Source organism: Nocardia sp. NPDC005745 (assembly GCF_040630775.1).
Taxonomy (GTDB): domain Bacteria; phylum Actinomycetota; class Actinomycetes; order Mycobacteriales; family Mycobacteriaceae; genus Nocardia.
The window spans coordinates 91,358-116,770 of record NZ_JBEXYF010000008.1 but is presented as its reverse complement, the minus strand read 5'-3'; the positions used below and the strand labels follow the sequence as shown (position 1 = coordinate 116,770).

The following is a 25,413-nucleotide window of genomic DNA, read 5'->3' as shown; positions in this document are numbered from 1 at the left end:
CTCGATCTCGTCACCGGGGGGCTCCTGCGGTGGGCCCGGGGTCGGTGAACACGCTGCTGCCGTACACATCCTGATCGGTGAGCGTGATCAAATCGGTCTTGGTCAGTGGTCTACGCAGCTCGACGAGCCGCTTGGCCTGCCGCAACCGGCAGCGGTCCAGCGCGTTGCGGACGCTGCGCGCGTTGGAGAAGCGCGGACGGGCCATCCGGCGTTCCAGGTACTCCCCGAACGCGCTGCGCGCCGCGTCGTCGAAATGGAAGTTCTCCCCGGCCACCATGAGTCCGGCGATGTCCAGCAGCTCGGCGTGGGTGTAGTCGGCGAACTCCAAGTGGTGGGCCACCCGCGAGGACAGGCCGGGATTGGCGGAGAAGAAGCGATCCATCCGGTCCGGGTAACCCGCGAAGATCACCACCAGGCTGGCGCGCTCGTTCTCCATCTCCTGCAACAGGATCTCGATCACCTCCTGCCCGTAGTCGCGTTCGTTCTCCGGCCGGAACAGGTAGTAGGCCTCATCGATGAACAGCACGCCGCCGGCCGCCTTGGCCAGCGCCTCCTTCGTCTTGGGCGCGGTGTGCCCGATGAACTGGCCCACCAGGTCGTCCCGAGTGACGGTGTGCACTTTGGGTTTGCGGATGTAGCCGAGCGCGTGCAGCATCTGCGCCATCCGCAATGCCACCGTCGTCTTGCCCGTGCCCGGCCCGCCGGTGAAGCTCATGTGCATGGTCGGCCGCGACGAAGTCAGCCCGAATCGCTGCCGCGCGCGGTCGATCAGCAGCAGCGCCGCGATCTCGCGCACCCGCCGCTTCACCGGGGCCAGGCCGATCAGTTCCGCGTCCAGTCTGCGCAGCGTCTCCTCGACGTCGTGGCCTGCGAGGTCGGCCGACAGATCCAGCACCGCGTCCTCGCCCAGGATCTCCGGCGCCTCCGTTTCGGCGGGCGCCGTCCGCACCGCGCCGGGAACGTCGGTCCCCGGCCGGTGCAGACGGAATCCCGAGCCGTTGGGCTCAGCCGCCATACCGGTCTCCCGGGCGGACGGTCGTGGCATACGAGTGCAGGCCGTAGGTCTGCCTGCGGTCCGGGCCCTCGGTGCGGGTCAGCGCGAAGCCTGGCTCGTCGGGCGGCCGCTGCACCAGGAAACTCAGTGCTGTCGTCTGCCTGGTGTAGCGGGCGTCGTAGGCCAGCACCCGCACGTAATGCCGCGGGAAAGTGGCTCGGCAGGCGTTGATCTCGGCCAAGACACCGTCGGGCTCGTCCAGGTCGAACAGCGGCAGTCCCCACATCTCCCAGTAGGCGTTGCGCGGATGCGGATCGTCGGTGTATTCGATGGATACCGGCCAGCTGTTGAGCAGCGCGTAGCGCACCTGGGCGGCGATCTGCTCATCGGTCAGCGGCGGCAGGTAGCAGAACGTTCCGTGCCGTAGATACATCGGTTTGTCCTTCCGGGATGGTCAGCGGCTGGCCGTCGGCACGGCGTCCGGCGCGTCGGTGGAGGTGTAATCGAAGGTGACATCGCCCCAGGTAGCGAGGGCGACGTCGAGCGGGCGGCAGATCTCGGCCGCCTTGCGCAACACCTCGGGTCCCTCCTTCAGCAGGTCACGGCCCTCGTTTCGGGCCTGTACCACCGCCTCCAGCGCGACCCGGTTCGCCTCCGCGCCCGCGGCGATGCCGAGCGGATGCCCGATCGTGCCACCGCCGAACTGCAACACCACGTCGTCGCCGAACAGGTCGAGCAACTGATGCATCTGCCCGGCATGGATACCGCCGGAGGCCACCGGCATCACGCCGGGCAGGCTCGCCCAGTACTGGTCGAAGAAGATCCCGTTGGCCGGTTCGGTCCGAATGTGGTTCTCCCGCAGGGTGTCATAGAACCCTTTGGTCGTCGCGGGATCGCCCTCCAGCTTGCCTACCACGGTGCCCGCGTGCAGATGATCGACGCCGATCAGCCTGCACCACTTGGCCAGCACCCGGAAGCTGACACCGTGCGTCTTCTGCCGGGTGTAGGTGGAATGCCCTGCGCGATGCAGATGCAGCAACACCCCGTTGCGGCGCGCCCAGTGCGACATCGACTGCATCGCGGTGAATCCGACGGTGAGGTCCATCATGATGACGACGCTGCCGAGTTCCTTGGCGAACTCCGCGCGCTCGTACATCTGCTCCATCGAAGCCGCGGTCACATTGAGGTAGTGGCCTTTGATCTCGCCGGTCTCGGCCATCGCACGGTTGACGCCCTCCATCGCGAACAGGTATCGGTCGCGCCAGCGCATGAACGGCTGGGAGTTGATGTTCTCGTCGTCCTTGGTGAAATCCAGGCCGCCTTTGCACGCCTCGTAGATCACCCGGCCGTAATTGCGCGCCGATAGCCCGAGTTTCGGTTTCACCGTCGCACCGAGCAGGGGCCTACCGTATTTGTTGAGATATTCGCGTTCCATCACCGTGCCGTGCGGCGGCCCCTGAAACGTCTTCACGTATGCCACCGGAATGCGCATGTCTTCCAGCCGCAGCGCCAGCAGCGGCTTGAAACCGAACACGTTGCCGATGATCGACGAGGTCAGGTTGGTGATCGATCCCTCCTCGAACAGGTCGAGATCGTAGGCGATGTAGGCGAAGTACTCGCCCGGCCGCCCGGGTACCTCGTCGATGCGGTAGCACTTCGCCTGATAGCGCGAGTGCGCGGTGAGCCGGTCGGTCCACACCACCGTCCAAGTGGCCGTGGAGGATTCGCCCGCCACCGCGGCGGCCGCCTCGATCGGATCGACGCCGCGCTGCGGGGTCACCCGGAACACGGCGAGCACGTCGGTCTCCGTCGGCTGGTAGTCGGGCGCGTAATACCCCATCGAGGCGTAGGTTTGGACACCCGGATCCCAGCGGTCGCGTTCGATTTCTTCGGCCATCGTTCCTCCTGCTGTGCCACTGCGGGACACCCGCACCCGGGCGAACGGGCGTGCCTTGGGATTTCCAGGATGACGGGCCGGATACCGACAAACAATTTGATTGTTCCTCGCGATACTCAACCTTTTCTTCGAGTTTGTTACCGTCGTTCGATGGGTATGGTGAGCGCGGCACGGATGGAAACCTTCCTGGCCGTCGCCCGCCACGGCGGCATTCGCCGCGCCGCGGCGCAACTGCACATCACCGAAGCCGCCGTCTCCGCGGCCGTCGCGCATATCGAGAAACAGCTCGGGGCCAAGCTGATCGCGAAGTCCGGGCGCGGCATCACGCTCACCGAGGCAGGCCGCGTCTACGCCGAATACTGCCGCGGCATCCTCGGCCTGATGAAGGAGGCGCAGGCCGCGGTGCGCCGCGCCGAGACCGGGCGCCTGCGGATCGGCGTGGTCGCCACCGCGGGCGAATACGTTCTGCTGCGGCCGCTCGCGTCGTTCCGCCGCCGGTTCCCCGACATCGAACTGAGCCTGTCGGTGCATCCGCGCGACGCGCTGTTCCTCGAATTGCAGCATCACGAAACGGATCTCGTCATCGCCGGTCGCCCACCGCGCGACACCGGGCTGGTGGTGCGCGCCCGGCGGCCGAGCAGCCTGGTCGTGGTCGGCCTGCCGGAATTCGATCCGTTGCACGCCACCTGGCTGCTGCGCGGGCGCGGCTCCGGCACCCGCGAGGCCACCCTCGGCCTGCTCGACCAGCTCCGGATCGAACCGGCCACGCTGACCCTCGGTTCGCACGGCGCCGTCCTGGCCGCCGCGCGAGAAGGCCTGGGTGTCACGCTGATCCACAGCGATGCCATCTCCCACGATCTGGAGAACGGTGTGCTGCGCGTGCTGCCGGTCGAGGGCACTCCGCTGGACCGTCCGTGGCATGCCATCACCACTCGCACACCGACGCCGACCACCCGGCTGTTCCTCACCCATCTGCTCGACCCTGCCGAAGTCGGCTCCGACGCCTTCCACCCCGGTTGATCGCGCTCCTGGGCGGGACGCCGGGTGCGGAGAATCGCCGGATCGATGTGACAGACTGGCTGCCATGACCCGAGGGGACGTACCGTCCGACGTGTCCGACACCGCGCGCTGGGTCGCGGCCTACCGTGCGCGCGAGACGACGCGCCGGGACGCGCTGTTCCGTGATCCGCTCGCCGACCGGCTGGCCGGAGAACGCGGCCATGCCATCGCCGACAGCGCACCCCCCATGATGCGGGACGGGTGGCCGATCGTCACCAGGACCAGGCTGATCGACGACCTCGTCGCGAAAGCGATCGCCGAGGGTTGCGACCGCGTGCTCAACCTGGCCGCCGGCCTGGACACCCGACCCTATCGGCTCGAGCTCCCCGCCGGGCTGCTCTGGATCGAGGCGGACCTGCCCGGGATCGTCGCCGAGAAGGACGACGCGCTCGCCGGTGAGACGCCGCACTGCGTGCTCCTGCGCCGAGCGGTCGATCTGGCCGACCCCGAAGCCCGCGGGAAGTTCCTCGACGAGGCGCTCGGCGCGATCGGCCCGGTCACCGCCCCTGCGTCGAAGGCCCTGGTGCTCACCGAGGGGCTGCTGATGTACCTCGATCCGTCTACGGTCACCGACCTGGCGGACGCCCTGGCCCGTCCGGAAATCGCCTGGTGGCTGCTCGACCTGAGCCTGGGCATGAAGAAGATGCGTTCCGGGGACACCTTCGCCAACGCGCCGATGAAGTTCGAGCCGCCCAACGGCGTCCGCTTCTTCGAAGACCTCGGCTGGCAGCCGGTCGAGCTGGAGAACCTGCTGGTGCACGCCCGCAAGTTCCGCCGTGCACCTTGGTACCTGCGCCCATTCACCTATCTCCCCCAGCCCGACCCCCGCAAACCCATGCGCAACCCCTGGTCGGGCATCATCCGCTTCCGCCACGCCTGAACGCGGCCGCCGCCGCGGACCGCGCCGATCGGCGCTGCGGCCCGGGATTACAGCTGGCCGTGCTGGGAGTCGAAGGTCAGGACGCGGCCGCCCAGTTGGATCTGGGCGCCCGGGGCGAGGGTTATCGGCAGGCCAGGGGCCGCCCGGACCCAGTCCTGACGTCCGGGATGACGAATGTGGGTGCCGTTGGTGGAACCGCCGTCCACGACCGTGACGTCCCAGTCGACGAGGCGGATCTCCGCGTGTGCTCGCGACATTCCGCCGGAGCTGTCCTCCAGCCGTATCGGGCGCGCGCCACGCGCGACCGCCTCCGAATACTCCGGCTCGCGACCGAGAACGCAGTCGTTGTCCAGCACGAACGACGTGCCGTCGTCGAGTAGCAGCACACCCAGCGGTGGGCGCACCCCTTCGCTGAGCACGCAGGTGAGCTGATCCATCCGGATGCCGCACACCGCGCAGAACGACACTCGCGGATCGTTGTGATGACGCCGGGCGCACTGGAAGCCGTGCACGATCACCCGGTGCCCCAGCGGGTTCGAACCGGTCGAGCCGAGCGCGTCCGCGACGACCTCGGAGGAGGGCACCATCGTCTCGGCGAGATTCGCGTCGTTGGCGATCGCGTATTCCCGATCGGTGCGATGGGCGGGCCGCGCCGGACCCTGCTCGGAACCCGGCGGTACCGGCTGCGCGACCGGAGGAGTCATGCCTTCGCGTGGCGCGGCCCGCCGCGGCGCCGCCTGGAGATCGACTTCCGTTGCGGTGTCGTTGGATTCCTCGCCTTTGCGCAGGCTCGGCGCCCGCCGTGGTGGTGCTCCGGACACCTGCTCGGAACCCGGCTGTGTCGCGGGACGATGCGGTTGCTGCGCGAGCTGCGGCCCCATAGCAGGGTGCGGTTGCGGCGCCGCGACCGAGGGCGGCTCCGGGACGACAGACGGCTCGGACGCTGCTCGTCCTTCGACGTTCTGCGGCGCCGCCGTTCGCCGAGGTGCGGGGCCGGGCTCCCGTGCCGATATAGCCGCGGGCGGCTCGTGCGCCGAGCGGGATGGCCGCATGGACTCGATGACGCCCAGGTTCTCCGGTTCGCCGTCGATCGCGCCGAGCAGCGCACCCGGCCACCGCACCGCACCCGCCCCCGGGGCGGTCCCCTCGCCGAGCGCGAAGATCCCGCGCCCCGGCAGGGCCTCCGCGGCCCAGCCCGCCTCGTCCACGAACAATCCCGCGCCGCCGACGGGTGCGGGAGTCACCATGCGGTCGACGGTGAATCCGGCGTCCCGGCCGCGCAACACCTCCGGGTGGCCGGGACCGGCGAGCACCGCGGTGACCCCACCGTGCAGGAACACCGCGAGGCCGTCGTCCACCGGCGTGATCAATCCGAATTCGACCTCGTCCTCCTCACCGTTGGACAGGCTCATCAGCCACGTCGTGGCCAGCCGCGCCACCGCGCGCCCGCTGCGGCGCCGGTCGCGCGCGACGGCTTCACGCACGATGTCCAGCAGCGCCGTCATCGTCCGGGCCGCCATCGTCTCCGCCGTCACGGCGCCCTCGCCCCGGTGCGCGACGACCACGACCACGCCGCTCGCACTCGCCACCAGATGGGCGCCGGGCAGCACCTCGATCTGCGCGCTCACAGGAACCGGCCCCCCTGGAACCGCCACCGGTGGAACACCACCCGCATCGGCCCGTTCACGATGAGCCAGAAAACGATCCACGTGAGAACGAATTGAATGCCGAACGCCGCGGGCGAGGGACGCAGATGTTCGGGCAGCACCATCGTGGTGTGGCGCACGAGGACCCACATCAGCGCCCCCTCGTTGACGATGGTGACCAGACCGAACAGAGTCGGCCAGTCCTTCTCCCAGCGGAACTGCTGCAGGAAATGGTAGAGCAACTCCCAGAGCACACCGACCAGAACGGTAGCCAGCAGGACCGACAACGTCACCCGGTACGCCTGACCGATGCTCGACGAGCCGGTCGGCAGAAACGGGGTGATGATCAGCGCGACGACGAAGCCGATCACGCTCAGCGCGAGAAGACGGGTCTGGATTCGCCCGTTCAAGGTAGGAAGCATGTGCTCAGATCTTCTCGTTCGTAACCCACAGCCACCATTGCCGCGTCGAGCGCAGCGGACCCATCCTGCGGCAGAACCCGACCGCGGCCAGATCGTCGGCGATCTCCTGCGCGGCGATCTGCAGCCCCAGGAAAGTGTCCACACCGGCGAACGGCCCGCCCAGCGTGGCGCTGCCGGAGGCGTACATCCGCCCGGTGCCGCTGCGGGTGCCGATCAGCTCGAACGAGGTGTCCACGTCGAGCCTGCCCAGCGGATTGCGCCCGGCACCGGCGTGGTCGAGCAGGTCGGCCAGCAGACGGTGCTCGCGGATGTCGGCTTCCAGCCCGGTGCAGTCGACGATGTAGTCGACGGTCGTGTCGAACGGTTGCGTCGGCGGCGGAAACGGCAGCGGGGCGGTGGCATCCGGAAGAATCGTCGCGACCACGCCTTGGCGTCCCCCTGCGGGGCGCGGAGCCCGCATCGTGCCAGCCATCACCTGATACCACCCCTCCCTGCGGCCCCGGCGCAGCTGTTCCTGCCAGTTGTCCCGGATCGGGGTATTGGTGCCGGAGATCTCCTTGTACGCCCGCGCCCGTTCCTCGCCTTGCAGGTTGCGCACTTTCTGCTTCAACTGACCGCCCCACACCGACTTCGGGTAGTTGAACCCCTGATAGGCCCACCCGTCGCCGCCCTTGCGCCTGCTGAAGACGTTCTTGCCGTGCGGGCCGGCGACATACGTGCGGAACAGGTGCAGGATCCGGGTGTCGAGCCGGTACTTGTCGCGGTCGTCGATGAGCCGTTGCAGGACGCGGCTGGCCACGATCCCGCTGCCGCGGATCAGCACGGTACCGGGCCGCCGCTGCAGCGCCTGGTAGACGTGCTCGTGCGGCTCGTAGGCGTTCACCACCCGGGTCGGGTCACGGTGGGTCTCGCGATACTCCTGCAGGTCCGGCAGCAGCTTCAGACCCGGATACCCCACCGCCACATGGACATACGTGCTGCGGAAGGCGACCCGCTTGGTCGGCGCCGCACCCGCCGGCGGGGTGAGGATGGTGAAGTATCCGCCGCCCTGGCGCTTGCGCACCATGCGTACCTGGCCGCGATGCAGGGACCGGGCGTAACCGATGCGGTGGAACTCCCGCTCCATGGCGGCGAACGCCTGGCCCGCGCGCGGGGTGTAGTAGTTGGCGAAGATGGGCTCGACGAAGACGTTCCACAGCGGTTTGATCGACTTGTCCGCGACGGCCTCCCGCACGGCGTAGGAGGGGAAGCCCCACATGTTGTCCGGCATCGAGGCCGAGTCGCTGCGCAGGCGCTCGCCGCGCGGAATCTGCGAGACCCGGGTCAGGTACTCGTAGGACGCCCAGGGGTGCTCCTGCGGGCCCAGCACCGCCATCGCCTCGGCGGGCACGCCGAAGATCCGGAGCGTGTCGTAGGTGACGAACGATCCGATTCCGCTGCCGATGGTCACGAACGGCACGTCGATCACCGGAATCCCGGCGCTGCCCAGCATTTCATCGGTCCATACGTCGGTGTCGACGAGGGCCTGGGTGATATCTCCCCGCATTGGCCGGACTCTACCGGCAGATTCTTGTCGACTGCTTGCCATCGGCTTTCGGCCGATGATGCCGCTGCTGACGCGCGGTGCACGACGCGCGCGAAACCATCTGCGCCGAACCTGCCACGCGGTCCGCCCTCGCGGACGTACCATGCCGTTCGTGGCCGATTCCCCTCGTTCCACCCCTCTGCGGGTTCTCGTGTACAGCAACGACGCCGACACCAGGCGCCAGGTGATCCAGGCCTTGGGCAAGCGTCCCAGCCCGGAGTTACCGGAGTTCGAGTACCTCGAGGTCGCCACCGGTCCGGTGGTGATCGCGCAGATGGATGCCGGTGGCATAGACCTGGCCGTCCTGGACGGTGAGGCGAGCCCTACCGGTGGACTCGGAATCGCCAAGCAGTTGAAGGACGAAGTGGACGTGTGCCCGCCGCTCCTGGTGCTGACCGGGCGGCCGGACGACGCGTGGCTGGCGAGCTGGTCCCGCGCGGAAGCCGCGGTGGCGCATCCGATCGATCCGCTCCGGCTCACCGAGGCCGTTGTCGCGCTGCTGCGCAGCCGTTCGGCGGCTTGATCACCGGGGACCCTCCTCGGTTATTCATAGCGATCATGAATTAGTCTCGGCCGGCTCCCGACAGCAATTCGGCACGGAGAAACCCTGTTCCAAACCTCCTCTCGGCAGCCCTCCCCGGCACCGTGCATCCATTGCCGTTGCCGACTCTGATCCCGCTCGGGACCACATTCGACGTCGCGATATCCGCTGTCGACCAGCAGCCAACTGACCGTTCACCCAACGTCGCGAGCGTCCGCGCGGATTACCACCGTTTCGGTCATAAATGCTTGTACTGAATTCGATCAAACGGCGGCCCCAAACCCGCTGCGGAGCGACCGTTCGGTTGTAGGCTGTGCCCTACCTCACATGGAACCGGATTCAGGAATGACCGGTTCCGTGTGAAGCCGAGGGGCGAGTCCGTCCGAGGCGGACACCGACGTCAGCCCGCCCCGGACGCTGTTATCAGCTGCAGCTCGCAAGAGGGGAAGTGCAGTCGTGAATATCGAGGTGCCGACGCTCGTACTCGGCGCGATCGCGGCGGCGTTCGCGCTGTTCTCCATCGCCCTATCGGCCCTGGTCGGGCCGAAGCGGCGCAATCGAGCGAAGCTGGAACCGTACGAATGCGGGATCGAACCCACCCCGCATTCCGTGGCCGGGGGTCCGGGAAACGTTACGGGACAACGCTTTCCGGTGAAGTACTACCTCACCGCGATGTTGTTCATCATCTTCGACATCGAGATCGTGTTCCTCTACCCGTGGGCAGTCCACTTCGATGCGCTCGGTCTCTTCGGTCTCGCCGCGATGGCGTTGTTCATCGTCAACGTCTCGGTGGCCTACGCCTACGAGTGGAAGCGCGGCGGTCTCAGTTGGGACTGATTGCCGCGCAACCGAATTCGTAGCAGACGAGTGGAAGCGAGTCAGTAGAACATGGGTCTCGAGGAAAAACTGCCCAGCGGCTTCCTGCTGAGCACGGTCGAGGATTTCGCCGGATACCTGCGCAAGGGCTCCCTATGGCCGGCCACCTTCGGGCTGGCCTGCTGCGCCATCGAAATGATGGCCACCGGCGGGGGCCGCTTCGATATCGCCCGCTTCGGCATGGAAGCGTTCCGCGCCTCGCCGCGGCAGGCGGATCTGATGATCGTCGCGGGCCGGGTGAGCCAGAAGATGGCCCCGGTCCTGCGCCAGGTCTACGACCAGATGACCGAACCGAAATGGGTGCTGGCGATGGGCGTCTGCGCCTCGTCGGGCGGGATGTTCAACAACTACGCCATCGTGCAGGGCGTCGATCATGTGGTGCCGGTCGACATCTACCTGCCCGGCTGCCCGCCCCGGCCGGAGATGCTGCTGAACGCGATCCTGGCACTGCACGCCAAGATTCAGCAGATGCCGCTCGGCGTCAACCGAGAAGAGGCCATCCGCGCCGCCGAACAGGCCGCGCTCGCCTCGACGCCGACCATCCGGATGGAGGGTCTGCTGCGATGACCTTCGACACCCCCGACGACACCGACATCCCGCCCGCGCACGACGCGATCGACGCCGCGGCCACCGCGGGCCCCGAAGGCACTCTGCCGGAGGAGGATTCCGCGCGGAGCGGAGCCGACGTGATCGGGGTGCGCCGCGGCATGTTCGGCGTCACCGGCACCGGCGACACCTCCGGTTACGGCGGCCTGGTCCGCCCGGTGACGCTGCCCGGCAGCACGCCCGCCCCCTACGGCGGGTACTTCGACCAAGTGGTCGACGCGCTGCGCGCCGCCCTCACCGCCACCGGCACCCGCCCGGACGCGGCGCTGGAGAAGGTGATCGTCTTCCGCGGCGAGCTCACCCTGCACGTGCACCGGGAGCAGCTGCTGCCGGTGGCGCGCGCGCTGCGCGACGATCCCGCACTGCGTTTCGAACTCTGCCTCGGCGTCAACGGGGTGCACTACCCGCAGGATTCCGGCCGTGAACTGCACGCCGTCTATCACCTCATGTCGATCACGCACAACCGCCGCGTGCGGGTGGAGGTCTCCGCACCGGACGCGGACCCGCGTATTCCCTCGCTCTACGAGGTGTACCCGACCACCGACTGGCACGAGCGCGAGACCTACGACTTCTTCGGCATCTTGTTCGACGGGCACCCCTCGCTGACCCGGATCACCATGCCGGACGACTGGCGCGGCCACCCCCAGCGCAAGGACTACCCGCTCGGCGGGATCCCGGTCGAATACAAGGGCGCGCGCATCCCGCCGCCCGACGAGCGGAGGGCTTACAGCTGATGAACGACACCGACACCGCGCCCGGCGTCGCCGAGGGCGTCGCACCCGAGCCCGTCACGGTCACCGTGGCGGGGCAGGACTGGGACCAGGTGGCCGAGACGCTGGCCGGCGCGGGCGAGGAACGCATCGTCGTCAACATGGGCCCGCAGCACCCGTCCACGCACGGTGTGCTGCGCCTGATCCTGGAGATCGAAGGCGAAACGGTCACCGAGGCCCGCTGCGGAATCGGCTACCTGCACACCGGGATCGAGAAGAATCTCGAATTCCGCAACTGGACCCAGGGCGTCACCTTCGTCACCCGCATGGACTACCTGTCGCCGTTCTACAACGAGACGGCCTACTGCCTGGGCGTGGAGAAACTGCTCGACATCACCGAGCAGATCCCGGAGCGCGCCACGATCGTCCGCGTGCTGCTGATGGAACTCAACCGCATCTCCTCGCATCTGGTCGCCCTGGCCACCGGCGGCATGGAACTCGGCGCGCTGACGCCGATGCTGTTCGGCTTCCGCGAACGCGAGCTGATCCTCGACGTGTTCGAGACGATCACCGGACTGCGCATGAACCACGCGTACATCCGTCCCGGCGGCCTGGCCCAGGACCTGCCCGACAACGGGGTCACCAAGGTACGCGAACTGCTCGCACTGCTGCCCAAACGGCTGCGCGACATGGAGCACCTGCTCACCGCCAATCCGATCTGGAAGGCGCGCACCCAGAACATCGGCTATCTCGATCTGCAGGGGTGCATGGCCCTCGGCATCACCGGCCCGGTGCTGCGCGCCACCGGCTTGCCGCACGACCTCCGTAAAGCCCAGCCCTACTGCGGCTACGAGAACTACGAATTCGACGTCCCCACCACCAGCGGGTGCGACTGCTACGGCCGCTACGTCATCCGGGTGGAGGAGATGAAGGAGTCGCTGAAGATCGTCGAGCAGTGCCTGGACCGGCTGCGGCCAGGCCCGGTCATGATCGACGACAAGAAGATCGCCTGGCCTGCCGACCTCCAGGTCGGCGCGGACGGTCTCGGCAACTCGCCCCGGCACATCGGCAAGATCATGGGCACCTCCATGGAGGGGCTGATCCACCACTTCAAGCTGGTCACCGAAGGCATCCGCGTCCCCGCGGGCCAGGTGTACACGGCGGTGGAGTCGCCGCGCGGCGAGCTGGGCGTGCATATGGTCAGCGACGGCGGCACCCGCCCCTATCGGGTGCACTATCGCGACCCCTCGTTCACCAATCTGCAAGCGGTCGCGGCGATGTGCGAGGGCGGCATGGTCGCCGACGTCATCGCCTCGGTCGCCAGTATCGACCCGGTCATGGGCGGAGTGGACCGATGAACCCGACATCGCACAGCGAATCCACCGACGGCGGTGGCCGCGTGCCGGGCGGCACGCGAGTCCTGCTGAAGCTCGGCACCCGGCCCGAGCCCTATCAGCCCTTCGTGCGGGAGCGACTCGAGACCGACGCCAAGGAGATCATCGCGCGCTATCCGCATCCGCGCTCGGCGCTGCTGCCCCTGCTGCACCTGGTGCAGTCCGAGGAGGGCTACGTCACCGGTACCGGGATCGAGTTCTGTGCCGAGCAATTGGGCCTGACCGGTGCCGAAGTCACCGCGGTTGCCACCTTCTACTCGATGTTCCGGCGCACACCCACCGGCGACTACCACGTCGGAGTGTGCACCAACACGCTCTGCGCGGTGATGGGCGGCGATGCCATCCTCGCCACGCTCGAGCACCATCTCGGCATCGGGCACGGCGAGACCACAGCGGACGGATCGATCACGCTCGAGCACGTCGAGTGCAACGCGGCCTGCGATTTCGCGCCGGTGGTGATGGTCAACTGGGAGTTCTTCGACAACCAGACCCCCGAATCCGCGCGCGCCCTTGTGGACGCGCTGCGTGCCGGGCAGCAGGTCACCCCCACCAGGGGCGCGCCGCTGTGCACGTTCAAGCAGACCGCGCGCATCCTGGCCGGGTTCCCGGACGAGCGCCCCGGCGTGCTCGACGGCGCGGCGGGCCCGGCCACGCTCGCCGGTCTTCGGATCGCCCGCGAACAGGGCATGCGAGCCCCTGCGCCGCAAGAGGATCCGGAGGGCCCGCGATGACGCTCACGCCGGTATTGACTACTCACTGGGACGATCCGCGGTCCTGGACGATGGACGCCTACCTGCGCCACGACGGCTACCAGGCGCTGCGCACCGCCCTGCGGATGGAACCGGACCAGATCATCCAGACCGTCAAGGACGCGGGCCTGCGTGGCCGCGGCGGCGCGGGCTTCCCCACCGGCATGAAGTGGAGCTTCATCCCGCAGGGTCCCGGGCCCGACGGCGTCACCAAACCGCACTACCTGGTGGTGAACGCCGACGAGTCGGAACCCGGCACCTGCAAAGACATTCCGCTCATGCTCGCATCGCCGCACGCGCTGATCGAAGGCGTCGTCATCGCCGCCTACGCCATCCGCGCGGCGCACGCGTTCATCTACGTGCGCGGCGAGGTGGTGCCGGTCCTGCGACGGTTGCAGGCCGCGGTGGCCCAGGCCTACGAGGCGGGCTTCCTCGGGCACGACATCCTCGGCTCCGGCTACGACCTCGAGCTGATCGTGCACGCCGGCGCGGGCGCCTACATCTGCGGCGAGGAGACCGCGCTGCTGGACTCGCTGGAAGGCCGCCGCGGCCAGCCTCGCCTGCGCCCGCCGTTTCCCGCCGTCGCCGGTCTCTACGCCTGCCCGACCGTGGTCAACAACGTCGAATCCATCGCCAGCGTGCCGCCCATCATCCGCAACGGCATCGCGTGGTTCCGCTCGATGGGCAGCGAGAGGTCACCCGGCTTCACCCTCTACTCACTGTCCGGGCACGTGGCCCGGCCGGGGCAGTACGAGGCGCCGCTGGGCGTCACGCTGCGCGAACTGCTCGGCTACGCGGGCGGCGTGCGCGCCGGGCACCGGGTGAAGTTCTGGACCCCGGGCGGTTCGTCCACGCCGCTGTTCACCGAGGAACACCTCGACGTGCCGCTGGACTACGAAGGCGTGGCGGGCGCGGGATCCATGCTCGGCACCAAGGCCCTGCAGATCTTCGACGACACCACCTGCGTGGTGCGCGCCGTGCTGCGCTGGACGGAGTTCTACGCCCATGAATCCTGCGGCAAGTGCACCCCGTGCCGGGAGGGCACCTACTGGCTGGTGCAGCTGCTGCAACGGATCGAAGCGGGCGCGGGCGTCACCGCCGACCTGGACAAGCTGCTCGACATCAGCGACACCATCAACGGCAAGTCGTTCTGCGCCCTCGGCGACGGCGCGGCCAGCCCGATCATCTCCTCGCTGAAGTACTTCCGCGAGGAGTACGCCGAACACCTGCGGGTCGGCGGATGCCCATTCGACCCGGCGCGCTCCACCGCGTGGGCCGAGTCAGGAGAAGAGGTCCGATGAAACCGGTATCGCGCAGCGATTCGATCAGGGGTGGCGGTCGGGCGACGAGTGGGCCTGCCACGGTGGGTGACCGCACCGGCGGCCCCGCGCCCGCCGATCTGGTGACCGTGACCATCGACGACACCGCCGTCAGCGTGCCGCCCGGCACGCTGCTGATCCGGGCCGCCGAACTGATCGGCATCCAGATCCCCCGCTTCTGCGACCATCCGCTGCTGGACCCGGTCGGCGCCTGCCGTCAATGCCTGGTCGACGTCGAGGGACAGCGCAAACCGGTCGCCTCCTGCACCATGGCCGTCACCGACGGCATGGTGGTGCGCACCCAGCTCACCTCTCCCGCGGCCGACAAGGCGCAGGAGGGCGTGATGGAGCTGCTGCTGATCAACCATCCGCTCGATTGCCCGGTATGCGACAAGGGCGGCGAGTGCCCGCTGCAGAACCAGGCGATGTCCACCGGCCGCGCCGAATCCCGGTTCGACGGACGCAAACGCACCTATCCGAAACCGATTCCGCTGTCGACAGCCGTGCTGCTGGACCGGGAACGCTGCGTGCTGTGCGCCCGCTGCACCCGTTTCTCCCAGCAGATCGCGGGCGATCCGTTCATCGAGCTGATGGACCGCGGTGCGCTGCAACAAGTCGGCACCGCGCAGGCCGAACCCCTGGACTCCTACTTCTCCGGCAACACCGTGCAGATCTGCCCGGTGGGCGCGCTCACCGGCACCGCCTACCGATTCCGCGCGCGTCCGTTCGACCTGGTGTCCAGCCCGAACGTCTGCGAGCACTGCGCCTCCGGTTGCGCGCAGCGCACCGACCACCGGCGCGGCAAGGTGCTGCGCCGACTGGCCGGGGACGACCCGCAGGTCAACGAGGAGTGGAACTGCGACAAAGGCCGCTGGGCGTTCGCCTACGCCACCGAACCCGATCGGCTCACCACCCCGCTGGTGCGCGGCTGGGACGGCGAACTCGCACCGGCCTCCTGGTCGGAGGCGCTGGCCGCGGCCGCCGAGGGATTGGCCGCGTCGTTCGGTAACGCCGGCGTGCTCGTCGGCGGCCGGGTCACCGAAGAGGACGCCTACGCCTACGGCAAGTTCGCGCGAGTCGCCCTCGGCACCAACGACATCGACTTCCGTTCCCGCGCGCATTCGGCGGAAGAGGCCGACTTCCTCGCCGCCCGCGTCGCGGGCCGGTCCGCCACGGTGACCTACGACAGCATGGAGGCCGCACCGGTCGTCCTGCTCGTCGGATTCGAACCCGAAGAAGAGTCGCCGATCGTCTACCTCCGATTGCGCAAGGCCGCGCGCAAACGCCGCCTGCCGATCTACTCGCTGGCGCCGTACTCCTCGCGCGGGCTCGAGCGCATGTCCGGACGACTGATGCGCGCTGTGCCCGGCGCCGAACCGCATCTGCTCGACGCCATCCGAGCCGGCGAGATCACCACGCCCGGGGCGGATCCCGCCCAGCTCGCCGATCTGGCCCGGCTACTGCGCGAACCCGGCGCGGTGATCATGGTCGGTGAGCGGATGGCGGGGGTCGTGGGCGCGCTGTCGGCCGCCGTGCGCCTCGCCGACGAGACCGGAGCCGCCCTCGCCTGGGTGCCGCGCCGGGCAGGCGAACGCGGTGCGGTCGAAGCGGGCACCCTGCCCGGCCTGCTCCCCGGCGGCAGGCCGGTCGCCGATCCCCGTGCCCGCCAACAGGTTCGAGCCGTCTGGAACGTGCCGGAACTGCCCGTCGGCGCGGGCCGCGACACGACGGCCATCCTGGAGGCCGCGTCCGGCCTAGGCGCACTGGTCATCGGCGGGGTCGACGTCGCCGACCTGCCCGACCCGGCCGCCGCGCTGGCCGCGATCGACGCGGCCAGGTTCGTGGTGAGCCTGGAACTGCGCCGCAGCCCGGTCACCGAACGCGCCGACGTGGTGTTCCCGGTGGCCGCGGCCATGGAGAAATCCGGCACCTTCCGTACCTGGGAGGGCAGGCCGCGCCCGTTCGCCGCCGCGCTCGGCGAGGACATGGTGCGCCGCCGGTCCGCGCCGCTGTCGGATCAACGGGTGCTGCACGCCATCGCCGAGGAGATGTCGGTGCGCCTGGGCCTGCCCGACGTCGAGTCCGCCCGCGCCGAACTCGACGAACTCGGCGCGTGGGACGGCGCACCCGTCACCGCGCCCACACACCAGCCGCATCCGCTGCCGCGGCCCGAGCCCGGCACCGCGGTGCTCGCCAGTTGGCGCATGCTGCTGGACGCGGGACGCATGCAGGACGGCGAACCGAACCTGGCGGGCATCGCCCGGCCGCCGATGGTGCGCCTGTCGGCCGCCACCGCCGCCGAACTCGGAGCACAGCCCGACGATCCGGTCACCGTCGCCACCAGCCGCGGCGCGGTCACGCTCCCTTTGATGATCAGCGACCTGCCCGACCGCGTGGTGTGGCTGCCGCAGCACTCGCCCGGCTGCTCCATCGCCGAGCAGCTCGCCGTTCAGCCCGGCGCGATCGTGCATCTGCGGCACGCCGACGAGAGGATGAAGGAGCACCGTCATGAGTGAGCTCGCCACGCTCGTCACCGCGTCGACGGTCACGCACGCCGCTGCCTCCGATCCGTACACCCCCGCGGGCTTCGGACACGACCCGCTGTGGCTGGTGATCGCCAAGGCCGTGGCGATCTTCGTCTATCTGATGCTGATCCCGCTGATCGCGGTGCTCGCGGAACGCAAGATCGTGGCACGCATGCAGATGCGGATCGGCCCGAACCGGACCGGCCCCCTCGGGTCGCTGCAGAGCATCGCCGACGGCGTGAAGATGGCCCTCAAGGAGGACATCGTCCCGGCGATCGTGGACAAGCCGATCTACATCCTGGCGCCGGTCATCTCGGTGGTGCCGGCGTTCATGGCGTTCGCGGTGATCCCGCTCGGACCCCAGGTGTCGGTCTTCGGCGTCACCACCCCGCTGCAGCTCACCGATCTGCCGGTGGCGGTGCTGTACATCCTCGCGATCACCTCCATCGGCGTCTACGGCATCGTGCTGGCCGGCTGGTCGTCGGGCTCCACCTATCCGCTGCTGGGCGGATTGCGCTCGACCGCGCAGGTGATCTCCTACGAGATCGCGATGGCGCTGTGCTTCGCGACCGTGTTCCTGCTCGGCGGCACCATGGCCACCTCCGGCATCGTCTCCGCGCAGGAGGGCACCTGGTATGTGTTCCTGCTGCTGCCGTCGTTCCTGATCTACTGCGTATCGATGGTCGGCGAGACCAACCGGGCCCCGTTCGACCTGCCCGAGGCCGAGGGCGAGTTGGTCGGCGGCTTCCACACCGAGTACTCCTCGCTCAAGTTCGCCATGTTCATGCTGGCCGAATACGTCAATATGGGAACGGTTTCCGCGCTGGCCACCACCCTGTTCCTGGGCGGATGGCACGCACCGTGGCCGCTGAACATGTGGGACGGCGCGAACTCCGGCTGGTGGCCGGTGCTGTGGTTCACCGCCAAAGTCTGGACATTCCTGTTCGTATTCATCTGGCTGCGCGGCACACTGCCCCGGCTGCGCTACGACCAGTTCATGAACCTCGGCTGGAAACTGCTGATCCCGACCTCGCTGGCCTGGGTCATGGTGGTGGCCACCGCACGGGTGCTGCAGGCCGAGGGCTACCCGGTGCAGACTCCGATCCTGGTGATCGGCGGCTTGGTGGTCACCGGCTTGCTGGTGCTGCAGTTCCTGCGGGCGGGCCGGGCCATGGGAACGCCGCCGCAGGACGAGGAACCCGTGGCCGCGGATTCCACCGATTCGACGGTATTCCTCGGGTTCCCGGTGCCGCCGCTGCCCGCCGACGCGCACGCGCGCGACGCCACCCGCACCAAGGCCGGTCTGCTCGAGCCGCTGGCCGGGTTCGCGGTCACCGCCGCGACCATGTTCAAGAAGCCGAACACCGAGTTCTATCCGGAGCAGAAAACCCCGACCGCGCCGCGCTACCACGGCAGGCATCAGCTCAACCGGCATCCCGACGGCTTGGAGAAGTGCATCGGCTGCGAGCTGTGCGCGTGGGCCTGCCCCGCCGACGCGATCTACGTCGAAGGCGCCGACAACACCGAGACCGAACGGTTCTCGCCCGGTGAACGGTACGGGCGGGTCTATCAGATCAACTACCTGCGCTGCATCGGCTGCGGATTGTGCATCGAGGCCTGCCCGACTCGCGCGCTCACGATGACCAACGACTACGAGATGACCGACGACAACCGGGCCGACCTTATCTACGAGAAGGATCGGTTGCTGGCGCCGCTGCAGCCCGGGATGACCGCGCCGCCGCACGCCATGCACCCCGGCGCCGACGAAGCGGACTACTACCTCGGCCGGGTAACCGGCGACGCGCCGGCCACCAACGGTGCCACGGCGCTCCCCCACCCGGGCGAGGCGCCGCGGCAACCCGCCGCCGCGGCCGCGGAAGGAGCGACACGGTGACCGACTTGATCCTGGCGGCGGAGCCGTTGACCCGCGCCTCCACCGGCGAGACCGTCCACTTCTGGATCCTCGCCCCGGTGGCGGTGCTCGGCGCGCTCGGTATGGTGTTCGCCCCCAGAGCGGTGCACTCCGCGCTGTGCCTGGCCGCCACGATGATCGCGCTGGCCGCGTTCTACATCGCCCAGGACGCGCTGTTCCTCGGCGTCGTGCAGATCGTGGTCTACACCGGCGCGGTCATGATGCTGTTCCTGTTCGTGCTGATGCTCGTCGGCGTCGACTCCGCCGAATCGCTGCGAGAAACCATCCGCGGACAGCGGCTCGCCGCCGCCGCGGTCGGCGTGGGCTTCGGGTTGCTGCTCAGCGGTGGAATCGCCCACGGCGTGCGCGAATCCGGAATCACCTTTCCCGCCAACGGATTTCCCGGCCGCAACGTGATCGCCGAACTGGCCGAGCTGATCTTCCTGCGCTATGTGTGGGCCTTCGAACTCACCGGCGCCCTGCTGATCACCGCCACCATCGGCGCGATGGTGCTGGCCCACCGCGAGCAGTTCGGGCCCCGCAACGATCAGCGTGAGTTGTCGCGCCGCCGGTTCCGCGAGAGAGGGCACCGCGCGACCCCGCTGCCCACTCCCGGCGTCTACGCCAGGCACAACGCGGTGGACGTCCCCGCGCGGCTGCCCGACGGGTCGTTCGAGGAACTGTCGGTCAGCACCATCCTGCGGCACCGCCGCACCAGGGCGCTCACCGAAGCGGCCGTCATCTCGGTCGGCACCACGCCCGCATCGGACGGGACCGACAACCCCAGCGACGAGGAAGGCAACCGGTGAATCCCGAGAACTACCTGTTCCTGTCCGCCCTGCTCTTCACGATCGGCGCGGCCGGAGTGCTGCTGCGGCGCAACGCCATCGTCGTGTTCATGTGCATCGAACTCATGCTCAACGCGGTGAACCTCGCGTTCGTCACCTTCGCCCGGATGCACGCCGACCTGGACGGTCAGGTGTTCGCGTTCTTCACGATGGTGGTCGCCGCGGCCGAGGTCGTCGTCGGCCTGGCCATCATCATGACCATCTTCCGCACCCGCCGCTCGACCTCGGTCGACGACGCCAACCTGCTGAAGTTCTGACGTGGACACCGCAACGCTGTGGCTGCTGCCCGCCCTCCCCCTGGCGGGCGCGATCGTCCTGCTGCTGACCGGACGCTACGCCGACAAGTGGGGTCATCTACTCGGCACCGTTATGGCGCTGGCCTCGTTCGGGGTCGCGGTGTTCGCGTTCGCCGACATGCTGGGGCGCGCCACCACCGACCGGGCTGTGCGCGAGGACCTGTTCAGCTGGGTCCCGGTGACCGGCCTCCAGGTCGATTTCGCCCTGCAGCTGGACCAGCTGTCGATGTGCTTCGCGCTGCTGATCACCGGCGTCGGTTCGCTGATCCACGTCTACTCGATCGGCTACATGAGCCACGATCCGGCGCGGCGGCGGTTCTTCGCCTACCTGAACCTCTTCCTCGCGGCCATGCTGCTGCTGGTCCTGGCGAACAACTACCTCGTGCTCTACCTCGGCTGGGAGGGCGTCGGCCTGGCCTCCTACCTGCTCATCGGGTTCTGGCACGAAAAGCCCTCGGCGGCAACGGCCGCCAAGAAGGCGTTCGTCGTCAACCGGGTCGGTGACATGGGCTTGGCGATCGCGATGATGGTGATGTTCGCGACCTTCGGGTCGGTCGACTTCGGCGTCGTGTTCGGCGCCGCGCCCGGTGCGAGCGAGGGCACGCTCACCGCGATCGGCCTGTTGCTGCTGCTGGCCGCGTGCGGCAAGTCCGCCCAGGTGCCGCTGCAGTCCTGGCTCGGCGACGCGATGGAGGGCCCCACCCCGGTGTCGGCGCTCATCCACGCGGCCACAATGGTCACCGCGGGCGTCTACCTGATCACGCGCTCCAACGCGATCTTCGATCTCGCACCGAACGCGCGCCTCGGCGTGGTGCTGGTGGGCGCGGTCACCCTGCTGTTCGGCGCGATCATCGGCTGCGCCAAGGACGACATCAAGAAGGCGCTCGCCGCCTCGACGATGAGCCAGATCGGCTACATGGTGCTGGCGGCCGGGCTCGGACCCGCCGGATACGCCTTCGCCATCATGCATCTGCTCACCCACGGGTTCTTCAAAGCCGGGCTGTTCCTCGGCGCCGGTTCGGTGATGCACGCGATGGACGACGAAACCGACATGCGCCGCTACGGCGGGCTGCGCACTCTGCTGCCGATCACCTATGTCACCTTCGGCCTCGGCTACCTCGCCATCATCGGGGTGCCGCCGTTCGCCGGGTTCTTCTCCAAGGACCGGATCATCGAGGCGGCGTTCAACCAAGGCGGTCCGGGCGGGATCGCGCTGGGACTGGCGGCGCTGCTCGGCGCGGGGCTGACCGCGTTCTACATGACGCGCGTCATGCTGATGACGTTCTTCGGCGAGCGCCGCTGGAAACCGGACACCCACCCGCACGAATCCCCCGCGGTGATGACCGGTCCGATGATCCTGCTCGCCCTCGGCTCGATCGGAGCCGGTGCGGTGTTCGTCTTCGGCTCCTCGTTGCAGAATTGGCTCGAACCGGTCGTCGGCGCCCACCACGGCACCGAAACCGTTCCGGCGGCGCTGGTCACGATTCTCGCGCTCGGCGTGGTCGCGGTCGGTGTCGCGGTCGCCTACTCGCAGTACGCGCAGCGCGAGGTTCCCGAGACCGCGCCCGAATCCGTCTCCGCACTGACCGTCGCGGCGAGGCGCGATCTGTACGGCGACACGGTCAACGAAGCCGGGTTCATGCGGCCCGGACAGCACCTGACCCGGGCGCTGGTCTTCCTCGACAACCGCGGCATCGACGGCGTCGTCAACGGCACGGCGGCGCTGATCGGCGGGTTGTCCGCGCGGGCCCGGCGAGTGCAGTCCGGATTCGTGCGCTCCTATGCCCTGTCCATGTTCACCGGCGCGGCCCTGGTGGCCGCCGCCCTGCTGGCGGTGAGGTTGTGGTGAACGAGTTTCCCTGGTTGACGACGCTGTGGCTGGCCCCGGTCGTCGGTGCGGCGATCGTGCTCGCGCTGCCCGCCGCGCAGCGCACCCTCGCCCGTGCGGTGGCGCTGGGCTTCTCGGTGCTGGTGCTGGGAATCGGCATCGCGCTCGCCGTGCGCTTCGACACCGCGGGCGCGCAGTACCAGTTCGTCGAATCCCATCGGTGGATCCCGGCGTTCGGCGCGGGGTACACCCTCGGCCTGGACGGCATCGCGCTGGTATTGGTGCTGCTGACCGCGGCGCTGGTGCCATTGCTGATCCTGGCGGGCTGGCACGACGATCGCGAAGTCGGCAGCGGTGGACGGGTTGCCCACACCTACGTCGCGCTCACCCTGCTCGTCGAGGCGATGGTGCTGATCTCCTTCGTCGCCCTGGACATTCTGCTGTTCTACGTGTTCTTCGAGGCGATGCTCATCCCGATGTACTTCCTCATCGGCGGGTTCGGGCCGCGCACCGGGGACGCGCTGCTGCGCAGGCAGCGCTCCCGCGCGGCGGTGAAATTCCTGCTCTACAACCTGTTCGGCGGGCTGATCATGCTGGCCGCGGTCATCGGGCTGTACGTGCTCACCGCCCGGGAAGGCCTGGGTGAGGGTTCGTCGGGCACGTTCGACTTCCGCACTGTGGTCGCCGCCGCCAATGCCGGGCAACTCGGCGCCGGACCCGCGGTGCTCAATGCCCTGTTCCTCGGCTTCATGTTCGCCTTCGCGGTCAAGGCGCCGCTGTGGCCGCTGCACACCTGGCTGCCCGACGCCGCCGTCGCGGCCACGCCGTCCAGCGCGGTGCTGATGATGGCGGTGGTGGACAAGGTCGGCACCTTCGGGATGTTGCGCTACTGCCTGCTGCTGTTCCCCGGCGCGTCGGACACCTATGCGCCGCTGGTGATCACGCTCGCGGTGGTCGGCATCGTGTACGGCGCCCTGCTCGCCATCGGGCAGACCGACGTGATGCGGCTGATCGCCTACACCTCGATTTCCCACTTCGGCTTCATCATCCTGGGTGTCTTCGCTATGACCAGCCAAGGCCAGACCGGCGCCACGCTGTACATGGTCAACCACGGCATCTCCACCGCCGCGCTGTTCCTGGTGGCCGGATTCCTCGTCTCGCGGCGGGGGACCCGGCTCATCGCCGAGTACGGCGGGGTGCAGAAGGTGGCCCCGGTGCTGGCAGGGACGTTCTTCATCGCCGGTCTGGCGACGCTGTCGCTTCCCGGACTCGCCCCGTTCGTCAGCGAATTCCTGGTTCTGATCGGGACATTCACCCGCTACGGGTTCGCTTCGGTGATCGCCGCCAGTGCGCTGGTACTCGCGGCCCTCTATGTGCTGTGGCTCTACCAGCGGATGATGACCGGACCGGTGAAGGAGGGCAACGAGCGGATCTATGATCTGGCGCCGCGCGAAGTCGTCGTGGTGGTCCCGCTGATCGCCGCGCTGCTGTTCCTCGGCATCTATCCGAAAGTCCTCACCGACTTCATCAATCCCGCGGTGAGCCAGACCCTCACCACCATCGGCCGCAACGATCCCGCGCCCTCGACGCCCCCACCGCCCGAGGCGGGCTCGGCCCACCATCCCGGAGGTGCCCACAAGTGAACGATCTCGCCTCCGCTACGACACTCGCCGCGAGCGTCCCCGCGCCGAGCATCGAATACGGCGCCTTGTCTCCCATGCTCATCGTGTTCGGCGCCGCCGTGCTCGGCGTACTGGCCGAAGCGTTCGTCGCCCGCGACTACCGCTATACCGTTCACCTGGTGCTGAGCGTGGCGGGCCTGACCGCCGCGCTGATCGCCGTAGTGGCGTTGGCGGGCACCGAATCCACCGCCGTCGCCGGTGCGGTCGCGATCGACGGCGTGACGCTGTTCCTGCAGGGCACGATCCTGGTCGTGTCGATCCTCGCCATCCTGTTCATCGCCGAGCGGGGAGCCGAGCCTCGTCGGCAGGCGCGGTCCGGACCGGGAACCTGGAGCCGTGCCGCTGCCACCCGCGAGCGCGGTGTGGACGCGTTCACACCACAGGCTTCGGCGGTGCCCGGCAGCGCGGCCGAAACGGCGGCGCTGCGCGCGGGTGTGGCGACCACCGAGGTGTTCCCCTTGACGCTGCTCGCCGTCGGCGGGCTGATGCTGTTCCCGGCATCCAACGATCTGCTGACCATGTTCGTCGCGCTCGAAGTGCTCTCGCTGCCGTTGTATCTGCTGTGCGGACTGGCCCGGCGCAAGCGGTTGCTGTCGCAGGAGGCGGCGCTGAAGTACTTCCTGCTCGGCGCGTTCTCCTCGGCGTTCTTCCTCTACGGTGTCGCGCTGTTGTACGGCCAGGCGGGCACAGTGCGGCTCGGCGGCATCGCGGACGCCATCGCCCAGCATCCGGACAACGCGACGCTGGCGGTGCTCGGGGTCGCGATGCTCGCCGTCGGTCTGCTGTTCAAGATCGGCGCGGTGCCGTTCCAATCCTGGGTGCCGGACGTGTACCAGGGCGCTCCCACCGCGATCACCGGTTTCATGGCGGCGGCCACCAAGATCGCGGCGGTCGGCGCGCTGGTGCGGGTGCTGCAGGTCGCGGTGCCCGGCCTGCGCGACGACTGGCGGCCGATCCTCGCCGCCGTCGCGATAGCCACCATGGCAGTCGGCGCGGTCATGGCGATCACGCAGACCGACGTCAAACGAATGCTCGCGTATTCCTCGGTGGCACATGCCGGTTTCCTGCTCACCGGCCCGGTGGCGGCGAACGACCGCGGTGTCGCGGCGGTGCTGTTCTACCTGGCGGCCTACGGCATCGGCACGCTCGGCGCGTTCGCCGTGGTCAGCCTGGTCCGCGAACCGGACGGCGACGAAGCCACCGGCCTGCCCCGGTGGGCGGGGCTCGGCCGCCGCTCCCCATGGCTGGCCACCGTTTTCGCGCTGTTCCTGCTTTCCTTCGCCGGTTTGCCGCTCACCAGCGGATTCGTCAGCAAATTCGCCGTGTTCGAGGCCGCCGCGTCGGGCGGCGCGGCAGCGCTGGTCGTCATCGGCGTGATCTGCAGTGCCATCGCGGCGTTCTTCTATCTGCGGGTCATCGTGCTGATGTTCTTCACCGACCCGCCCGCCGACGCTCCGCTGCTGGTCACTCCGCCGATGACGACGACGATCGTGGTGATCACCGCGGCGGTCACGTTCGCGCTCGGCGTGTTCCCGCAGCCGCTGCTCGACCTCGCCGATCAGGCGGCGACGTTCGTCCGCTGACGGGCCTCGGCCGCTGCGATGCCGTCGCTGGGCGACAGCGGCGGCATCGCCGTTTCCGCTT

General features: G+C 68.7%; 21 protein-coding genes and 2 pseudogenes. 17 read left to right on the top strand and 6 right to left on the bottom strand.

Features of this window, described 5'->3' with window-relative positions:
• Window positions 1-10 precede the first annotated feature (10 nt).
• The 3 genes from ABZ420_RS11225 to ABZ420_RS11215 are packed head-to-tail and all read right to left on the bottom strand — an operon-like array spanning window position 11 to window position 2,891.
• On the bottom strand, window positions 11-1,015 hold the full coding sequence (locus tag ABZ420_RS11225) for an AAA family ATPase (RefSeq protein ID WP_357120270.1): 1,005 nt from the start codon (window positions 1,013-1,015) through the stop codon (window positions 11-13).
• Window positions 1,005-1,427 (bottom strand): ribulose bisphosphate carboxylase small subunit, encoded by a 423-nt coding sequence (locus tag ABZ420_RS11220; protein ID WP_357120267.1) that lies wholly within the window; start codon window positions 1,425-1,427, stop codon window positions 1,005-1,007. The genes ABZ420_RS11225 and ABZ420_RS11220 overlap by 11 nt, the downstream gene beginning before the upstream one ends.
• Before the next feature lie 21 nt (window positions 1,428-1,448).
• Window positions 1,449-2,891, bottom strand: a complete 1,443-nt coding sequence (locus ABZ420_RS11215) for a form I ribulose bisphosphate carboxylase large subunit (RefSeq protein ID WP_357031017.1) — start codon at window positions 2,889-2,891, stop codon at window positions 1,449-1,451.
• A 150-nt stretch (window positions 2,892-3,041) separates the two neighbouring features.
• Between ABZ420_RS11215 and ABZ420_RS11210 the strand changes: the two genes are divergently transcribed.
• Both ABZ420_RS11210 and ABZ420_RS11205 read left to right on the top strand, forming a co-directional pair.
• A complete protein-coding gene (locus ABZ420_RS11210; RefSeq protein WP_245659809.1) occupies window positions 3,042-3,911 on the top strand; it encodes a LysR family transcriptional regulator in 870 nt (289 codons plus the stop codon).
• Between the two features lie 64 nt (window positions 3,912-3,975).
• Complete coding sequence (locus ABZ420_RS11205) at window positions 3,976-4,830, top strand: class I SAM-dependent methyltransferase (RefSeq protein ID WP_357120264.1); 855 nt, start codon at window positions 3,976-3,978, stop codon at window positions 4,828-4,830.
• A 47-nt stretch (window positions 4,831-4,877) separates the two neighbouring features.
• Here ABZ420_RS11205 and ABZ420_RS11200 read toward each other — a convergent pair whose 3' ends face one another.
• From ABZ420_RS11200 to ABZ420_RS11190, 3 genes are read right to left on the bottom strand one after another with little or no spacing between them, the layout of a single operon-like run.
• Window positions 4,878-6,458 carry an FHA domain-containing protein gene (locus ABZ420_RS11200; RefSeq protein WP_357120261.1) on the bottom strand — a complete coding sequence of 527 codons (1,581 nt, stop codon included), beginning with the start codon at window positions 6,456-6,458 and terminating at the stop codon, window positions 4,878-4,880.
• The gene (locus ABZ420_RS11195; protein WP_357120258.1) at window positions 6,455-6,898 is read right to left on the bottom strand and encodes a hypothetical protein; all 444 of its coding nucleotides are present in this window, start codon (window positions 6,896-6,898) and stop codon (window positions 6,455-6,457) included. Before ABZ420_RS11195 ends, ABZ420_RS11200 begins: the two co-directional genes overlap by 4 nt.
• A gap of 4 nt (window positions 6,899-6,902) precedes the next feature.
• Window positions 6,903-8,444 carry a hypothetical protein gene (locus ABZ420_RS11190; protein WP_357120256.1) on the bottom strand — a complete coding sequence of 514 codons (1,542 nt, stop codon included), beginning with the start codon at window positions 8,442-8,444 and terminating at the stop codon, window positions 6,903-6,905.
• A 151-nt stretch (window positions 8,445-8,595) separates the two neighbouring features.
• On the opposite strand from ABZ420_RS11190, the gene ABZ420_RS11185 reads away from it, so the two are divergent.
• The 15 genes and pseudogenes from ABZ420_RS11185 to nuoN all read left to right on the top strand — a co-directional run bounded on the left by ABZ420_RS11185 (window position 8,596) and on the right by nuoN (window position 25,352).
• On the top strand, window positions 8,596-9,006 hold the full coding sequence (locus ABZ420_RS11185; protein ID WP_357120253.1) for a hypothetical protein: 411 nt from the start codon (window positions 8,596-8,598) through the stop codon (window positions 9,004-9,006).
• Window positions 9,007-9,480: 474 nt separating this feature from the next.
• Window positions 9,481-9,861 carry an NADH-quinone oxidoreductase subunit A gene (locus ABZ420_RS11180; protein WP_357120250.1) on the top strand — a complete coding sequence of 127 codons (381 nt, stop codon included), beginning with the start codon at window positions 9,481-9,483 and terminating at the stop codon, window positions 9,859-9,861.
• 51 nt (window positions 9,862-9,912) lie between these two features.
• Window positions 9,913-10,467 (top strand): NADH-quinone oxidoreductase subunit B, encoded by a 555-nt coding sequence (locus ABZ420_RS11175; protein ID WP_040866749.1) that lies wholly within the window; start codon window positions 9,913-9,915, stop codon window positions 10,465-10,467.
• Window positions 10,464-11,240: an NADH-quinone oxidoreductase subunit C gene (locus ABZ420_RS11170; protein ID WP_357120248.1), complete on the top strand. Its 777-nt coding sequence runs from the start codon at window positions 10,464-10,466 to the stop codon at window positions 11,238-11,240. The genes ABZ420_RS11175 and ABZ420_RS11170 overlap by 4 nt, the downstream gene beginning before the upstream one ends.
• Window positions 11,240-12,574, top strand: coding sequence for an NADH dehydrogenase (quinone) subunit D (nuoD, locus tag ABZ420_RS11165; protein ID WP_357120245.1), 1,335 nt, complete (start codon window positions 11,240-11,242; stop codon window positions 12,572-12,574). The genes ABZ420_RS11170 and nuoD overlap by 1 nt, the downstream gene beginning before the upstream one ends.
• Complete coding sequence (nuoE, locus tag ABZ420_RS11160; protein WP_357120241.1) at window positions 12,571-13,341, top strand: NADH-quinone oxidoreductase subunit NuoE; 771 nt, start codon at window positions 12,571-12,573, stop codon at window positions 13,339-13,341. The genes nuoD and nuoE overlap by 4 nt, the downstream gene beginning before the upstream one ends.
• Window positions 13,338-14,660 carry an NADH-quinone oxidoreductase subunit NuoF gene (gene nuoF, locus ABZ420_RS11155; RefSeq protein ID WP_357120238.1) on the top strand — a complete coding sequence of 441 codons (1,323 nt, stop codon included), beginning with the start codon at window positions 13,338-13,340 and terminating at the stop codon, window positions 14,658-14,660. Before nuoE ends, nuoF begins: the two co-directional genes overlap by 4 nt.
• Complete coding sequence (locus tag ABZ420_RS11150) at window positions 14,657-17,194, top strand: NADH-quinone oxidoreductase subunit G (protein WP_357120235.1); 2,538 nt, start codon at window positions 14,657-14,659, stop codon at window positions 17,192-17,194. Before nuoF ends, ABZ420_RS11150 begins: the two co-directional genes overlap by 4 nt.
• Window positions 17,187-18,491: pseudogene (gene nuoH / locus ABZ420_RS11145) on the top strand (NADH-quinone oxidoreductase subunit NuoH); the annotation flags it as partial. The gene ABZ420_RS11150 and the pseudogene nuoH, both read left to right, overlap by 8 nt.
• 6 nt (window positions 18,492-18,497) lie before the next feature.
• Window positions 18,498-19,097 (top strand): annotated as a pseudogene (gene nuoI, locus ABZ420_RS11140) (NADH-quinone oxidoreductase subunit NuoI); the annotation flags it as partial.
• Window positions 19,094-19,924 (top strand): NADH-quinone oxidoreductase subunit J, encoded by an 831-nt coding sequence (locus tag ABZ420_RS11135; RefSeq protein WP_357120232.1) that lies wholly within the window; start codon window positions 19,094-19,096, stop codon window positions 19,922-19,924. The pseudogene nuoI and the gene ABZ420_RS11135, both read left to right, overlap by 4 nt.
• A complete protein-coding gene (gene nuoK / locus ABZ420_RS11130; protein ID WP_040866745.1) occupies window positions 19,921-20,220 on the top strand; it encodes an NADH-quinone oxidoreductase subunit NuoK in 300 nt (99 codons plus the stop codon). Before ABZ420_RS11135 ends, nuoK begins: the two co-directional genes overlap by 4 nt.
• A gap of 1 nt (window position 20,221) precedes the next feature.
• Window positions 20,222-22,108 carry an NADH-quinone oxidoreductase subunit L gene (nuoL, locus tag ABZ420_RS11125; RefSeq protein WP_357120229.1) on the top strand — a complete coding sequence of 629 codons (1,887 nt, stop codon included), beginning with the start codon at window positions 20,222-20,224 and terminating at the stop codon, window positions 22,106-22,108.
• On the top strand, window positions 22,105-23,730 hold the full coding sequence (locus ABZ420_RS11120; RefSeq protein WP_357120226.1) for an NADH-quinone oxidoreductase subunit M: 1,626 nt from the start codon (window positions 22,105-22,107) through the stop codon (window positions 23,728-23,730). Before nuoL ends, ABZ420_RS11120 begins: the two co-directional genes overlap by 4 nt.
• Window positions 23,727-25,352: an NADH-quinone oxidoreductase subunit NuoN gene (nuoN, locus tag ABZ420_RS11115; RefSeq protein ID WP_357120223.1), complete on the top strand. Its 1,626-nt coding sequence runs from the start codon at window positions 23,727-23,729 to the stop codon at window positions 25,350-25,352. Before ABZ420_RS11120 ends, nuoN begins: the two co-directional genes overlap by 4 nt.
• Window positions 25,353-25,413: the final 61 nt, after the last annotated feature.

What these genes read in the sequence shown, in the direction of transcription:
- ABZ420_RS11225 (WP_357120270.1), bottom strand. Translation starts at nt 1,015, where the DNA reads ATGGCGGCTGAGCCCAACGGCTCGGGATTCCGTCTGCACCGGCCGGGG.
- ABZ420_RS11220 (WP_357120267.1), bottom strand. Translation starts at nt 1,427, where the DNA reads ATGTATCTACGGCACGGAACGTTCTGCTACCTGCCGCCGCTGACCGAT.
- ABZ420_RS11215 (WP_357031017.1), bottom strand. Translation starts at nt 2,891, where the DNA reads ATGGCCGAAGAAATCGAACGCGACCGCTGGGATCCGGGTGTCCAAACC.
- ABZ420_RS11210 (WP_245659809.1), top strand. Translation starts at nt 3,042, where the DNA reads ATGGGTATGGTGAGCGCGGCACGGATGGAAACCTTCCTGGCCGTCGCC.
- ABZ420_RS11205 (WP_357120264.1), top strand. Translation starts at nt 3,976, where the DNA reads ATGACCCGAGGGGACGTACCGTCCGACGTGTCCGACACCGCGCGCTGG.
- ABZ420_RS11195 (WP_357120258.1), bottom strand. Translation starts at nt 6,898, where the DNA reads ATGCTTCCTACCTTGAACGGGCGAATCCAGACCCGTCTTCTCGCGCTG.
- ABZ420_RS11190 (WP_357120256.1), bottom strand. Translation starts at nt 8,444, where the DNA reads ATGCGGGGAGATATCACCCAGGCCCTCGTCGACACCGACGTATGGACC.
- ABZ420_RS11175 (WP_040866749.1), top strand. Translation starts at nt 9,913, where the DNA reads ATGGGTCTCGAGGAAAAACTGCCCAGCGGCTTCCTGCTGAGCACGGTC.
- ABZ420_RS11170 (WP_357120248.1), top strand. Translation starts at nt 10,464, where the DNA reads ATGACCTTCGACACCCCCGACGACACCGACATCCCGCCCGCGCACGAC.
- nuoD (WP_357120245.1), top strand. Translation starts at nt 11,240, where the DNA reads ATGAACGACACCGACACCGCGCCCGGCGTCGCCGAGGGCGTCGCACCC.
- nuoE (WP_357120241.1), top strand. Translation starts at nt 12,571, where the DNA reads ATGAACCCGACATCGCACAGCGAATCCACCGACGGCGGTGGCCGCGTG.
- nuoF (WP_357120238.1), top strand. Translation starts at nt 13,338, where the DNA reads ATGACGCTCACGCCGGTATTGACTACTCACTGGGACGATCCGCGGTCC.
- ABZ420_RS11150 (WP_357120235.1), top strand. Translation starts at nt 14,657, where the DNA reads ATGAAACCGGTATCGCGCAGCGATTCGATCAGGGGTGGCGGTCGGGCG.